The following is a 12,915-nucleotide window of genomic DNA, read 5'->3' as shown; positions in this document are numbered from 1 at the left end:
CGCTCCGGGAGGCCCCGTCGCACGAGGCACCCCCGGGGCCGCCGGGGGCACGGACGGGAGGTCAGGCCAGCGGCCCCGTCACGGACTCGGCGGCGCTGACGAGCCGCCCGCCGCGGACGAAGGCTTCCGCGGCGGCCAGGTCGGGGGCCAGGAACCGGTCCGGGCCCGGGCCCTGCACGCCGGCGGCGCGCACGGCGTCGATCACCGCACGGGAGGCGGGCGCCGGGCTCAGGCCCTCCCGCAGCTCGATGGCCCGGGTGGCCGCGTACAGCTCGACGGCGACGATCCGGGCGAGGTTCCCGACGGCGGTGCGCAGCTTGCGCGCGGCGGACCAGCCCATGGACACGTGGTCCTCCTGCATGGCGGAGGACGGGATGGAGTCCGCGGAGGCCGGGACGGCCAGCCGCTTCATCTCGCTGACCAGGGCGGCCTGCGTGTACTGCGCGATCATCAGGCCGGAGTCGACGCCGGCGTCGTCGGCGAGGAACGGCGGCAGGCCGTGGCTGCGGTTCTTGTCCAGCAGCCGGTCGGTGCGGCGCTCGGCGATGGAGCCGAGGTCGGCGGCCGCGATGGCGAGGAAGTCCAGGACGTAGGCGACGGGCGCGCCGTGGAAGTTGCCGTTGGACTCCACCCTCCCGTCGGGCAGCACCACGGGGTTGTCGACCGCGGAGGCCAGCTCGCGCTCGGCGACCAGGCGGGCGTGCGCGAGGGTGTCCCGGCCGGCGCCGGCGACCTGCGGGGCGCAGCGCACCGAGTAGGCGTCCTGGACCCGGGGGGCGTCGTCCTGGTGGTGGCCCGTGAGCTGCGAACCCTTGAGCACGGCCAGCATGTTGGCGGCGGAGGCGCCCTGGCCCGGGTGCGGGCGGATGGCGTGCAGCTCGGGGGCGAGCACCTTGTCCGTGCCGAGCAGCGCCTCCATGCTGAGGGCGGCGGTGACGTCGGCGGACTTGTACAGGGTGTCGAGGTCGGCGAGGGCCATGACCAGCATGCCGAGCATGCCGTCGGTGCCGTTGAGGAGGGCGAGCCCCTCCTTCTCGCGCAGCTCGACGGGGGCGATGCCGTGCTCGGCGAGCAGTTCGCCGGCGGGCCGGACGGCGCCGTCGGGACCCTCGGCGTCGCCCTCGCCCATCAGGGTCAGGGCGCAGTGGGAGAGCGGGGCGAGGTCGCCGGAGCAGCCCAGCGAGCCGTACTCGTGCACGACCGGGGTGATCCCGGCGTTGAGCACGTCGGCCATGGTCTGCGCGACCTCGGGCCGGACCCCGGTGTGTCCGGAGCAGACGGTCTTCAGCCGCAGGAACATCAGGGCGCGTACGACCTCGCGCTCGACCCGCGGGCCCATGCCGGCGGCGTGCGAGCGGACGATGTTGCGCTGCAGCTGGGCACGCAGCTCCTGGCTGATGTGCCGGGTCGCCAGGGCCCCGAAGCCGGTGGAGACGCCGTAGACCGGGTCGGGCTTGGCCGCCAGGGCGTCCACGATCCCGCGGGCCGCCGCGAGGGCCGCCACCGCCTCCGCCGACAGCTCGATGCGGGCACCGCCGCGCGCCACGGCGAGAACGTCGGACGCGGTGACTCCCGACGTCCCCACCACCACAGTGTGCATATCCATATTCAGGAGCGTACGCATTGAATGCGGTGGTGTCACTAGTGGGGCACGGGAGCACCCCTTACCGCCCCGTGAGCTTCACCTCACGCACCCTCAGGGCAGCCGGCCCCGGAAGCGGCGCCGCTCGGCACGCTCCGGCGGCGGCTCGTCGGCGAGGCGCACGACGGGGTCGTCCGGCCCCTCCCGGCCCGCCACCACCGGCCGGTCCGCACCCAGCGCCTTGGCCCGGTACTGGGCGGCGTCCGCCAGCCGGAAGAGCCGCCGGGCGTCGTGCACCGGACCGATCGGGTCCTCGGTCGAGGCGACACCGCAGGCCACCCCTTCACCCAGTTCCAGCTCCCCGGCCCGGCGGCACAGCTCGTCCGCCGCCTTGACCACGTCGTCGGCCGGCGGCCCGGCCACCAGCAGGCAGAACTCGTCGCCGCCGAGGCGCGCGGCGAGCGCGCCCGGCACCATCGCCCCGCACAGCGAGAGCACCGAGCCGAACCGCTCCAGCAGCCGGTCGCCCACCGCGTGCCCGAGGGTGTCGTTGACCCGTTTGAGCCCGTTCAGGTCGCAGACCACGAGGCTGACGACCACTCCCCGCGTGCGGTGCGACTCGACGGCCTCCTCCAGCCGCACGTCGACGGCGCGGCGGTTGGCGAGGCCGGTGAGCGAGTCGGTGAACGCCAGCCGGCGGGCCTCCTCCAGCCGCTCGGTCTGGGCCAGCCCCGCGGCGACGACCGCGGCCAGCACGGTGGCGAAGTCGGCGTCCGGGGGCCCGAACACCGGCGCGCTGACCGCCCGGGCCACATACAGCTCGCCCCAGGCCCGGCCGTGCAGCACGACGGGGGCGACCACGCAGCAGCCCCGGCCGCGGCGGCGCAGCGCGGCCACCCGCTGGTGGAAGTAGCCGCGATCGCCGGCGGCCGCGCCCCCCGCGGTCTCCACCCAGGCGTTCGGGCCGCCCCCGCCCACCCAGCGCTCGTGCAGGAACTCGGTGATCTCCGGGAACTGGTGCACCGGGTAGGTCTCGGCCTCCGGGAACTCGTCCTCGTCCGGGCGACGCTCCCCCACGTTCACCAGCACCCGCAGCCGGCCCAGATCCCGCTCCCACACCGACAGCGCGGCGAAGTTGCCGTCCAGCGCCCAGCACGCGCCGAGCGCGGCGGCGCGCCACGACTCCATCGGCGCACGCGCCGCGGCCATCCCCTGAGCCAGCGCCACCACGGCGGCCAGCCGCTTGTCCTCACCCATTGCTCCAGATTATGAAGAAAATGGGACTAACAGGAACATTAAGGGATCGCCGTTGACGCAACGTAGCGGTCCGGACCGGGCCGGCCCCGCCGGGGATCCACACCCGGCGGGGCACCGGCGGGCAGCGGGTCCGACAGGGCACCGGCCGGCATCACCTCGGAGGCGTCCCCGGCGCCGGGATCCGGGCGAGGCTCCGCCCCCTCACTCCCCCGGCCACTGCGGCCTGCGCTTCTCGTTGAAGGCCGCCACGCCCTCCGCCCGGTCCCCGGAGAAGGCCACCGACCGCCAGGCCGCGTCCTCGACCTCGAGACCGGCCCGCAGATCCAGCCCGTGCCCCAGCCGCAGCGCCCGCTTGGCGGCCCGGAGCCCCACCGGCGAGTTGCCGGCGATCCGCGCCGCCAGCGCCAGCGCCTCCTCGCGGTCCCGGCCCTCCTCCACCAGCGTGTCCACGAGTCCGAGGCCGGCGGCCTCCGCCGCGTCCAGCCGCCGCGCCGTGAAGATCAGCTCGGCCGCCCGGGCCGCCCCGACCCGCCGGGGCAGCAACTGCGTACCGCCACCGCCCGGGATCACGCCCACCGACACCTCCGGCAGCCCCACCACCGCCGTCGGGTCGGCCACGATCAGGTCGCAGGACAGCGCCAGCTCGAACCCGCCGCCCAGCGCGAACCCGTGCACGGCCGCGATCGTCGGCATCGGCAGCTCCAGCACCCCGGTGTACGCCCCGCGCGCCACCGGCCGCTGCCGCACCAGGTCGGCGTCGCTGAAGGAGTTCCGCTCCTTCAGGTCGGCCCCGACGCAGAACGCGCGCTCGTGCGAGGAGGTCACCACGACCACCCGCGCCTCCGGGTCGGCGGCGAGCGCCGCGCACGCGCCCGCGAGGGAGCGGGCCATCTCCGTCGAGACGGCGTTCATGGCCTTGGGCCGGTCCAGGACCAGCTCCGCCACGTGCCCGTGCCGCCGCACCAGCACGAACTCCCCGTACCGCTCCTCGCTCATGACATCCTCCGGTTAACGCGGGTTAACTCTCTGCCGGCCCGAATCATCGCAGCCGCACCCCGCCCCGGGAAAGGGCCGCCCCGATCGGGGCCCTACACCCGTTCGAGTGACATCCCGGCCCTCTCCTCCCGCACCGCTCACGGGAGCGCATAACGTGCGCTCCGCGCCACGGCGGGGAGGGGACCTCATGAGACCGACACGCGCCCGGTCCGGTGCCGGGGAAACGAATCGGCGGACCGTCGCCGCGCAGTGCGCCGCGCCCTTCGTCCGCCGTGGCCGGCACCGCAAGCCCCGCCCCCGCAGGGTGCTGCTCGCCACGGGCGGCCTGGCGCTGGCCGCCGGCGTCCTCACCCTCGTCCGCGTGGCACCGGAGTCCGGTGTGGGCGCCCCGGACACGGCGCGGGCCGAACCCCGTCTCGACCCGGGCGGCGGCGCCACCGCCCGCTCCACCGCCCCGGCACCGACCACCGGCGCCGCCCGCACGACCCGGCCCTCCGCCACCACGGCCATGGGCGGGGTGAGCCCGGCCCCGACCGCACCGACGGCCCCGCCGGAGCCGCGCGAGGCCGTCCCCCGCGCCTCGGCGAGCCGCGTGCCGACGCCGGACGGCACCGGCACGCCGGGAGCCGCCCCGCGGCACACCGATCCGGCCACGACCGCGGCGGACGCCCCGCCCACGGCCCCCGCGCCGTCCCGGACCGCGCCCGGGCCCGCGCCCGCCCCGAGCCGGGTCACGACGGCCCCGCCCAGCCGGGACGACGGACTGTGCCTACCGGTGATCGGCCTCTGCGTGGGCGTGCTGGACGACGGTCAGGACTGACCGTCGCGGCGGCCGAGCAGCCACGGCTCGACGACGCCGAGCCCACGGACCGGGCGCTGCCACATCGGCTGGAGCGCGAAGCGGTACGACGGCGGCTCCTCGCCCTCCTTCTCCGCGGCGGCCGCGGCCTCGGCGGCCGCCGCCTCCGAGGCGGGCGCCTCCTTGGTGCGGATCAGCTCCTCGGCGAAGGCGCTGTCGACCAGCACGGCGTCGCGCGGGGCTATGGAGGTCAGCCGGGAGGCGAGGTTGACGGTCGTGCCGAAGACGTCGCCCATGCGCGTGGTGACCGTGCCGAACGCCATGCCGACCCGCAGCTCCGGCATCGTCTCGTCGTTGGCCATCGTCTCGACCAGCCGCAGCGCGATGTCGGCGGCCGTGCCCCCGTCGTCGGCGACGTAGAGCACCTCGTCACCGAGGGTCTTGATGAGCCGCCCGCCGCGCGCCGCGACCAGGTCGGCGGCCGTGGTCTCGAAGGCCTCGACCAGCTCGCCGAGCTCCTCCTCCTCCATCCGCCGGGTCAGCCGGGTGAACCCGACCAGATCGGCGAAGCCGACCGCGAGCCTCCGGTCGACCATCTCCTCGTCGTCGGCGGTCTGCACGACCCGGCCGGCCGAGGCGGCGAGCTGCCGCCGCCACACGTAGACCAGGAACTCCTCGAGTTCGGGCAGCAGCAGCTCGACGATCGGATAGGTGACCTCGGTGCGGGTCATGCCCGGCTCGGGCGGCTCGGTCAGCCCCTCCAGGAAGGAATCGATCTGCCACTCGGCCAACCGGGCGGTGGTCTGCCCCGTCGACCGGGCCACCTGCACCGCCATGGCCTCGCTGAGCAGCCCCGCCTCGACCAGGCCGGCGAGCCGTCGCAGGGCCAGCACGTCGGCCTCGGTGAGCGCCTTGGCCTGCCCTATGTCGGCGAAGCCCATGGCCCGCCAGAAGCGGGACGCCAGCTCCATGGAGACACCGGCGCTGCGGGCCGCCTGGAAGGGGGTGTAGCGCCGCTCGGCGCCGAGAATGAGCTGCTCCAGACGGAGGGCGAGCGGATCCTCGCCGGGGTCGGCGGCGTGGGGATCCACCCGCGCGTCCGCGCCGGAGCCCGTGTCGTCGACGGTCACGCCTGCTGCCCTTCGTATCTGTCACGGTCAGGTACGACCGGCCTCAACTCTACGGCAGGTGTGCGCCAGCTCACTCCGCCGGGTTGAGCCGGGGGCCCCTCCCGGCACCGGCCTTCCCAGGGGCCGTCACCCCCCTCCGCCCAGCGGAACGACCCCGCTCAGCACACCTCCCGGCGCTCCCGGCCCCCCGGCCGCGCCCGGGCCGCTCGCGCGATTCCCCGCGCCCCCTGCGGGCGCCTTTGCGCCACCCCCGACCCGCGCGGCACGGGGCCGGTCGCGCGGTTCCCGCGCCCCCTGCGGGGCGCTCACGACCGAGGGTGGGAGAAGCCCCCGGCCGGCGGCGGGCCACGTGGCTACGCGGGGCGCAGGTGGACGATGTCGCCCGCTCCCACCGGCTCCCGCACACCGGCCTCCGTGGCGATGACCAGGCGGCCGTCGCCGTCGACCGCGACGGCCTCACCGACCACGGCACGGTCCCCGGGGAGTTCCGCCCGCACGGTGCGTCCCAGCGTCGCGCAGCCCGCCGCATAGGTCTCCTGCAGTCCGCTGGCGGCAGGATCGCCCCCGGCCGAGCGCCACCGCCCGTACCAGTCCTCCAGCGACCGCAGCACTCCGCGCAGCAGCGGATCCCGGTCCGTGCCGGCCGCCCCCGCCAGTGCCAGCGACCCCGCCTGCGGAACCGGCAGCTCCTCGGCCCGGAGGCTGACGTTGACACCGACGCCGATGACGACCCCGTCGTCCCCGGCCCGTTCCGCGAGGATGCCGCCGGTCTTGCGCTCCTCGCCGCCGACGGTCACCAGCAGGTCGTTGGGCCATTTGAGTGCCGTGTCCACGCCGGCCGCGCGGGACAGGCCCGTCGCCACCGCGACGCCGGTGAGCAGCGGCAGCCAGCCCCAGCGGGCCACCGGCACCTCGGTCGGCTTGAGCAGCACGGAGAAGAACAGGCCGGACCGGGGCGGCGCGGTCCACTGCCGGTCCAGCCGGCCCCGCCCGGCGGTCTGCTCCTCGGCGACCAGCACCGCGCCCTCGCCCGCCCCGCCGGCCGCGGCCCTGGCCACCAGGTCGGAGTTGGTGGATCCGGTCCGCTGGACCAGCTCCACCTGCGACCACAGCCCGCCCGCGCGGACCAGCCCGCGCCGCAGGGCCGCGACGTTCAGGGGCGGACGGTCGAGGTCGGACCAGCGGTTGTCGTCTGATGCATTGTGCGGCGTCATGCAAGTCACCCTAGGTGTGGGAAACGCCGCACTGCTGATGCGCAGCGACACCACTACGCTACGGATGAGTAACCGTCCCCCCTTTTGAGCAGGCAGGGAGCCGCGATCCCGATGTCCGAGCCGGAAGAGCGTCAAGAGATCGACATCCACACGACCGCGGGCAAACTCGCGGATCTGCAGCGCCGCATCCACGAGGCGACGCATGCCGGCTCGGAGCGCGCCGTGGAGAAGCAGCACGCCAAGGGCAAGCTGACGGCGCGTGAGCGCATCGAACTCCTCCTCGACGAGGGCTCCTTCGTCGAGCTCGACGAGTTCGCCCGCCACCGCTCCACCAACTTCGGCCTGGAGAAGAACCGCCCGTACGGCGACGGCGTCGTGACCGGCTACGGCACGGTCGACGGCCGTCCGGTCGCGGTGTTCTCGCAGGACTTCACCGTCTTCGGCGGGGCCCTCGGCGAGGTCTACGGCCAGAAGATCGTCAAGGTGATGGACTTCGCGCTGAAGACCGGCTGCCCGGTCATCGGCATCAACGACTCCGGCGGCGCGCGCATCCAGGAGGGCGTGGCCTCGCTGGGCGCCTACGGCGAGATCTTCCGCCGCAACACCCACGCCTCCGGCGTGATCCCGCAGATCAGCCTGGTCGTGGGCCCGTGCGCGGGCGGCGCGGTCTACTCGCCCGCCATCACCGACTTCACGGTCATGGTCGACCAGACCTCGCACATGTTCATCACGGGTCCCGACGTCATCAAGACGGTCACCGGTGAGGACGTCGGCTTCGAGGAGCTGGGCGGCGCCCGCACCCACAACTCCGCCTCCGGCGTGGCCCACCACATGGCCGGCGACGAGAAGGACGCGATCGAGTACGTCAAGCAGCTCCTGTCGTACCTGCCGTCCAACAACCTCAGCGAGGCCCCCGTCTTCGCGGAGGAGGCGGACCTCACCGTGGGCGCCGAGGACCTGGAGCTGGACACCCTGGTCCCGGACAGCGCGAACCAGCCGTACGACATCCGCACGGTGGTCGAACACGTCCTGGACGACGCCGAGTTCTTCGAGACGCAGGCGCTGTTCGCGCCGAACATCGTCACCGGCTTCGGACGGGTCGAGGGCCACCCGGTGGGCATCGTCGCCAACCAGCCGATGCAGTTCGCCGGCTGCCTGGACATCGACGCCTCGGAGAAGGCCGCCCGCTTCGTGCGGACCTGCGACGCCTTCAACGTCCCGGTGCTCACCTTCGTCGACGTGCCGGGCTTCCTGCCGGGCGTCGACCAGGAGCACACCGGCATCATCCGGCGCGGCGCCAAGCTGATCTTCGCCTACGCCGAGGCGACGGTCCCGCTGATCACCGTCATCACCCGCAAGGCCTTCGGCGGCGCCTACGACGTCATGGGCTCCAAGCACCTGGGCGCCGACCTCAACCTGGCCTGGCCGACCGCGCAGATCGCCGTCATGGGCGCCCAGGGAGCCGTCAACATCCTGCACCGCCGCACCATCGCCGAGGCGGAGGGCCAGGGGGACGGCGAGGCCACCCGGGCCCGGCTCATCCAGGAGTACGAGGACACCCTCCTCAATCCCTACGTCGCGGCCGAGCGGGGCTACGTCGACGCGGTGATCATGCCGTCCGACACCCGCTCCCACATCGTCCGCGGCCTGCGTCAACTGCGTACGAAGCGGGAATCCCTGCCTCCGAAGAAGCACGGCAACATCCCCCTGTAGGACCCGTGGGGCCCGGCCGGCGGACCACGGCGGACGGGCCCCCGCCCGGCGGACCCCTGGAGCGGTCATGAACATCAAGGTCGTACGAGGCAATCCGACCCCCGAGGAGCTGGCCGCCGCCCTGGCGGTGGTCCGGGCCCGCGCCGTAGCGGCCGCCGCGGCGCCGCCCGGCGCGCCCGGGACGAGGGACTCGTGGTCGGACCCGGCCCGTATCGCGTCCGCGCGTCTGCCCCAGCCGGGCCCGGCGTCCTGGACGCGGACCTACTGGCCGAGCTGAGCCCGGCCGGCCGGGCCGGGCGCCAACTTGAGTACGGGTACTCAGGCGCCCGGCCCGGCACCACCCGCACGCTGGGGGAATGCTGTGGTCAGACCCCGATGACGAGCCGCCCGAGGACCTGCGGGACACGCAGGAGATGCTGCGGCGGCTCGGACTCGTCCTGGCCCTGGCGATGGTGCTCGGGATGATCGTGATCGGCCTGCGGTAGCGCGGCGCCCGATCCGCGCGGGAGGGCCTAACCTGGCCGCATGACTGCCAAGCCACGCAGGCGACTCGTGCTCGCCTCCCAGTCCCCCGCCCGGCTCGGCCTGCTGCGCCAGGCGGGCCTCGCCCCCGAGGTGATCGTCAGCGGGGTCGACGAGGACGCCGTCACCGCGCCCACCCCGGCGGAGCTGGCACTCGCGCTGGCCGAGGCCAAGGCCTCCGTGGTGGCGGCGCGGCCGGAGGTGCGGGGTGCCCTGGTGATCGGCTGCGACTCGGTGCTGGAGCTGGACGGGCAGGCGCTCGGCAAGCCCGCCGACGTCGAGGAGGCCACCGCCCGCTGGAAGGCCATGCGCGGGCGGGCCGGAACCCTGCAGACCGGGCACTGCGTCTGGGACACGACGGCGAAGCGCCACGTCTCCGCGACCGCCTCCACCGTCGTGCGCTTCGGCGAGCCCTCGGACGAGGAGATCGCCGCGTACGTCGCCTCCGGCGAACCTCTCTACGTCGCCGGGGCGTTCACCCTGGACGGCCGATCGGCGCCGTTCATCGAGGGCATCGACGGCGACCACGGCAACGTGATCGGCATCAGCCTGCCCCTCGTTCGCCGGCTGCTGGCCGAACTGGGCGTCGGCATCACGGAGTTGTGGTCGCCGGCTGAGTGACCTGGGCGGGGGCGGAGTCCCGCGGCCCCTCGTCCCCGTCCCGCCGCTCGCCCGTCCCGCCGTGCTCCGCGCCCACGCCCTGCGGGGACCCGGCGGCCGGCTCGTCCTCGGCCCTCGGGGCGCCGCCCGCCCCGGGGGCGCCGCCGGACGCGCCCTGCTCCGGGCCGGCGTCCCGGTCGTAGGTCACCAGGAGCAGGACGAGCAGGCCGAGCATCACCACCATGAACAGGAAGGCCGGCCAGCCCATCAGGCTCAGCGCGAACGCCCCCAGCAGGCCGTGCACGACCGCCACGCTGATCAGCAGCACCCGGCCGAGCCCGGCGGGCGCCCGGTCTCGTACCGCCACCAGCAGGGCCACCAGGGCGCACAGGGCGAAGTAGAGGCCGAAGACCAGGCCGCCGACCTTCGAGGACGTCGACATGACGTCCGGATCGAGTCCGGCCAGCGACATCCTCTGGCGCTCGACCACCATCCCGAGGAACCAGTTCAGCGCCCCGATGACGAACGCCTCACCCAGGAGGACGATCGCCACGGCCCATGCCACCGGTCTGCGCACCACCGGCCTCCACCCACTCTCCGGCCAAAACCCGGTTACTCCGGGTACGTTCAAGTCATCGCGAACGCTACTAACGGGTAAACCCCGGGACAAGGGTTCGGCCACCAGCAAAGAATCATTGGGCCATTCGTAGGGACTCGACAAAGAAACGGAGTGGGGCGCGGCACCCTCTCACAGAGACCTTGACCACATGTCGGGGCTAGGGTTGCCCGGAGGAGTCCTGCCGCACCCCAGGTGCGACATGGGCTTTCGCGGGTCGAGCGGGCCTCGGATCACGCTCCGTGTGGGCAAGCTCACCATTGGGAACGGGTCGATGAGCCGTGTCGGCAGTCCCTAAACTCGGCTTGTTTCAAGGAGGGAGCCTCAATCGTGCGCAAGGTGCTCATCGCCAACCGTGGCGAAATCGCTGTCCGCGTGGCCCGGGCCTGCCGGGACGCCGGGATCGCGAGCGTGGCCGTCTACGCCGACCCGGACCGGGACGCTCTGCATGTCCGCGCCGCGGATGAGGCGTTCGCTCTGGGCGGTGACACTCCGGCCACCAGCTATCTGGACATCGAGAAGGTCCTGAACGCCGCCCGGGAGTCCGGGGCCGACGCCATTCATCCGGGCTACGGCTTCCTCTCGGAGAACGCGGAGTTCGCGCAGGCCGTGCTGGACGCGGGCCTGATCTGGATCGGACCGCCGCCGCAGGCGATCCGCGACCTGGGTGACAAGGTCGCCGCCCGGCACATCGCCCAGCGCGCCGGCGCCCCGCTGGTCGCCGGCACGCCCGACCCCGTCTCCGGCGCGGACGAGGTCGTCGCCTTCGCCGAGCAGCACGGACTGCCGATCGCCATCAAGGCCGCCTTCGGCGGCGGTGGCCGCGGCCTGAAGGTGGCCCGGACCCTCGAGGAGGTCCCGGAGCTGTACGACTCCGCGGTGCGCGAGGCGGTCGCCGCCTTCGGCCGCGGCGAGTGCTTCGTGGAGCGCTACCTCGACCGTCCGCGGCACGTGGAGACCCAGTGCCTGGCCGACAAGCACGGCAACGTGGTCGTCGTCTCCACCCGTGACTGCTCGCTGCAGCGCCGGCACCAGAAGCTGGTCGAGGAGGCCCCGGCGCCGTTCCTGTCCGAGGAGCAGGTCGCCGAGCTGTACCGCGCCTCGAAGGCCATCCTGAAGGAGGCCGGCTACGAGGGTGCCGGCACCTGTGAGTTCCTGGTCGGCCAGGACGGCACGATCTCGTTCCTCGAGGTCAACACCCGCCTCCAGGTGGAGCACCCGGTGACCGAGGAGGTCGCCGGCATCGACCTGGTCCGCGAGATGTTCCGCATCGCCGACGGCGAGGAGCTGGGCTACGACGACCCCGCGCTGCGCGGACACTCGTTCGAGTTCCGGATCAACGGTGAGGACCCGGGCCGCAACTTCCTGCCCGCTCCCGGCACCGTCACCGCCTTCGAGGCGCCGACCGGTCCCGGCGTCCGGCTGGACGCGGGTGTGGAGGCCGGCAGCGTGATCGGCCCGGCCTGGGACTCCCTGCTGGCCAAGCTGATCGTCACCGGCCGCACCCGCAAGGAGGCCCTGGAGCGGGCGGCCCGGGCGCTGGACGAGTTCCAGGTCGAGGGCATGGCCACGGCCATCCCGTTCCACCGCGTGGTCGTCAGGGACCCGGCGTTCGCCCCGGAACTGACCGGATCCGAGGACCCGTTCACGGTCCACACCCGGTGGATCGAGACCGAGTTCGTCAACGAGATCAAGCCCTTCGCCGCTCCGGCCGACGCCGAGGGCGAGGAGGAGACGGGCCGCGAGACGGTCGTGGTCGAGGTCGGCGGCAAGCGCCTCGAGGTCTCCCTGCCGTCCTCCCTGGGCATGTCGCTGGCCCGCACCGGCCTCGCGGCCGGCGCGAAGCCGAAGCGCCGCGCGGCCAAGAAGTCCGGCCCGGTCGCCTCCGGTGACACCCTCGCCTCCCCGATGCAGGGCACGATCGTGAAGGTCGCGGTGGAGGAGGGCCAGGAGGTCAAGGAGGGCGACCTGGTCGTCGTCCTGGAGGCCATGAAGATGGAGCAGCCGCTCAACGCCCACCGGTCCGGCACCATCAAGGGCCTGAACTTCGAGGTGGGCGCCTCGGTCACGTCCGGCGCCGCGATCTGCGAGATCAAGGACTGACGCGAGGCGTCTGCGTACCCCGACGCCCGGTGGCGCCCGACAGGGCCGCACCGGGCGTCCGGCTTTGACGGGCCGCCACACGGAGGGGGGTCCCGGCGCCCGGCCCGCAGGGCGGCGAGCCGTGCCGGTCGCCGCTCGGCCACGTGGCCGAGCGGACCTGCGGGGCTCACGCAGCCGTCCGGCGGCCCGTCCCACCGCGGCGCACCGGCGTCCCACGGCCCCGCAGCGAGCCGGTGGACCGGCGTCCGGCGAACCGCGCCGCAGCCCCGCGGCCTCCACGCCCACGGGGGCCCGGCCGCCCGTGACGGCTCCGGAGCGCCCCGTGACAGCCCCTCAGCGCCTGCACAGGTCGGTGACACGCCCCGGCTCGGCACCGTCGGCAC

The 12,915-nt window shown here is 74.1% G+C and carries 12 protein-coding genes; 6 read left to right on the top strand and 6 right to left on the bottom strand.

Translation table 11 applies throughout. The annotated features are described in order from the left end of the window. Nucleotides 1-61: 61 nt before the first annotated feature. The 3 genes from hutH to MXD57_RS18130 form a co-directional block, all read right to left on the bottom strand. On the bottom strand, nt 62-1,600 hold the full coding sequence (hutH, locus tag MXD57_RS18140) for a histidine ammonia-lyase (protein WP_250402555.1): 1,539 nt from the start codon (nt 1,598-1,600) through the stop codon (nt 62-64). Between the two features lie 96 nt (nt 1,601-1,696). Further along, a complete protein-coding gene (locus tag MXD57_RS18135) occupies nt 1,697-2,839 on the bottom strand; it encodes a GGDEF domain-containing protein (protein WP_250402491.1) in 1,143 nt (380 codons plus the stop codon). 201 nt (nt 2,840-3,040) lie between these two features. Further along, entirely contained in the window at nt 3,041-3,835 is a 795-nt protein-coding gene (locus MXD57_RS18130) for an enoyl-CoA hydratase/isomerase family protein (RefSeq protein WP_250402490.1), read from the bottom strand. A 187-nt stretch (nt 3,836-4,022) separates the two neighbouring features. Here MXD57_RS18130 and MXD57_RS18125 point away from each other — a divergent pair, with 187 nt between their 5' ends. Beyond that, the gene (locus MXD57_RS18125) at nt 4,023-4,655 is read left to right on the top strand and encodes a hypothetical protein (RefSeq protein WP_250402488.1); all 633 of its coding nucleotides are present in this window, start codon (nt 4,023-4,025) and stop codon (nt 4,653-4,655) included. Here the strand turns inward: MXD57_RS18125 and MXD57_RS18120 are convergent. Both MXD57_RS18120 and MXD57_RS18115 read right to left on the bottom strand, forming a co-directional pair. Beyond that, nucleotides 4,646-5,764: an adenylate/guanylate cyclase domain-containing protein gene (locus MXD57_RS18120; protein ID WP_250402487.1), complete on the bottom strand. Its 1,119-nt coding sequence runs from the start codon at nt 5,762-5,764 to the stop codon at nt 4,646-4,648. The genes MXD57_RS18125 and MXD57_RS18120 overlap by 10 nt on opposite strands. Before the next feature lie 353 nt (nt 5,765-6,117). Further along, on the bottom strand, nt 6,118-6,978 hold the full coding sequence (locus tag MXD57_RS18115) for a biotin--[acetyl-CoA-carboxylase] ligase (protein WP_250402485.1): 861 nt from the start codon (nt 6,976-6,978) through the stop codon (nt 6,118-6,120). Between the two features lie 111 nt (nt 6,979-7,089). Between MXD57_RS18115 and MXD57_RS18110 the strand changes: the two genes are divergently transcribed. The 4 genes from MXD57_RS18110 (at nt 7,090) to MXD57_RS18100 (ending at nt 9,834) form a co-directional block, all read left to right on the top strand. Next, nucleotides 7,090-8,691, top strand: a complete 1,602-nt coding sequence (locus tag MXD57_RS18110) for an acyl-CoA carboxylase subunit beta (RefSeq protein ID WP_250402484.1) — start codon at nt 7,090-7,092, stop codon at nt 8,689-8,691. A 67-nt stretch (nt 8,692-8,758) separates the two neighbouring features. After that, complete coding sequence (locus MXD57_RS18105; protein WP_250402483.1) at nt 8,759-8,968, top strand: acyl-CoA carboxylase epsilon subunit; 210 nt, start codon at nt 8,759-8,761, stop codon at nt 8,966-8,968. A 79-nt stretch (nt 8,969-9,047) separates the two neighbouring features. After that, nucleotides 9,048-9,176 carry a morphogenic membrane protein MmpB gene (gene mmpB, locus MXD57_RS31550; RefSeq protein WP_284505742.1) on the top strand — a complete coding sequence of 43 codons (129 nt, stop codon included), beginning with the start codon at nt 9,048-9,050 and terminating at the stop codon, nt 9,174-9,176. A gap of 40 nt (nt 9,177-9,216) precedes the next feature. Next, nucleotides 9,217-9,834: a Maf family protein gene (locus MXD57_RS18100; RefSeq protein ID WP_250402482.1), complete on the top strand. Its 618-nt coding sequence runs from the start codon at nt 9,217-9,219 to the stop codon at nt 9,832-9,834. On the opposite strand, the gene MXD57_RS18095 is transcribed toward MXD57_RS18100, so the two are convergent. Continuing rightward, the gene (locus MXD57_RS18095) at nt 9,806-10,393 is read right to left on the bottom strand and encodes a hypothetical protein (protein WP_250402481.1); all 588 of its coding nucleotides are present in this window, start codon (nt 10,391-10,393) and stop codon (nt 9,806-9,808) included. The two genes, MXD57_RS18100 and MXD57_RS18095, sit on opposite strands and share 29 nt — an antisense overlap. Nucleotides 10,394-10,759: 366 nt before the next feature. Here MXD57_RS18095 and MXD57_RS18090 point away from each other — a divergent pair, with 366 nt between their 5' ends. Further along, a complete protein-coding gene (locus MXD57_RS18090) occupies nt 10,760-12,532 on the top strand; it encodes an acetyl/propionyl/methylcrotonyl-CoA carboxylase subunit alpha (protein WP_250402480.1) in 1,773 nt (590 codons plus the stop codon). Nucleotides 12,533-12,915: the final 383 nt, after the last annotated feature.

This window comes from Streptomyces cellostaticus (assembly GCF_023630175.1).
GTDB classification, from domain to species: Bacteria; Actinomycetota; Actinomycetes; order Streptomycetales; family Streptomycetaceae; genus Streptomyces; species Streptomyces cellostaticus_A.
The sequence above is the reverse complement of the archived record's forward strand: the minus strand, read 5'-3'. Positions and strand labels throughout refer to the sequence as shown.

Bases quoted from the DNA above. Each gene is read 5' to 3' on its own strand.
- MXD57_RS18130 (WP_250402490.1), bottom strand. From the start codon at position 3,835: ATGAGCGAGGAGCGGTACGGGGAGTTCGTGCTGGTGCGGCGGCACGGG.
- MXD57_RS18135 (WP_250402491.1), bottom strand. From the start codon at position 2,839: ATGGGTGAGGACAAGCGGCTGGCCGCCGTGGTGGCGCTGGCTCAGGGG.
- hutH (WP_250402555.1), bottom strand. From the start codon at position 1,600: ATGCACACTGTGGTGGTGGGGACGTCGGGAGTCACCGCGTCCGACGTT.
- MXD57_RS18125 (WP_250402488.1), top strand. From the start codon at position 4,023: ATGAGACCGACACGCGCCCGGTCCGGTGCCGGGGAAACGAATCGGCGG.
- MXD57_RS18110 (WP_250402484.1), top strand. From the start codon at position 7,090: ATGTCCGAGCCGGAAGAGCGTCAAGAGATCGACATCCACACGACCGCG.
- mmpB (WP_284505742.1), top strand. From the start codon at position 9,048: ATGCTGTGGTCAGACCCCGATGACGAGCCGCCCGAGGACCTGCGGGAC.
- MXD57_RS18100 (WP_250402482.1), top strand. From the start codon at position 9,217: ATGACTGCCAAGCCACGCAGGCGACTCGTGCTCGCCTCCCAGTCCCCC.
- MXD57_RS18115 (WP_250402485.1), bottom strand. From the start codon at position 6,978: ATGACGCCGCACAATGCATCAGACGACAACCGCTGGTCCGACCTCGAC.
- MXD57_RS18105 (WP_250402483.1), top strand. From the start codon at position 8,759: ATGAACATCAAGGTCGTACGAGGCAATCCGACCCCCGAGGAGCTGGCC.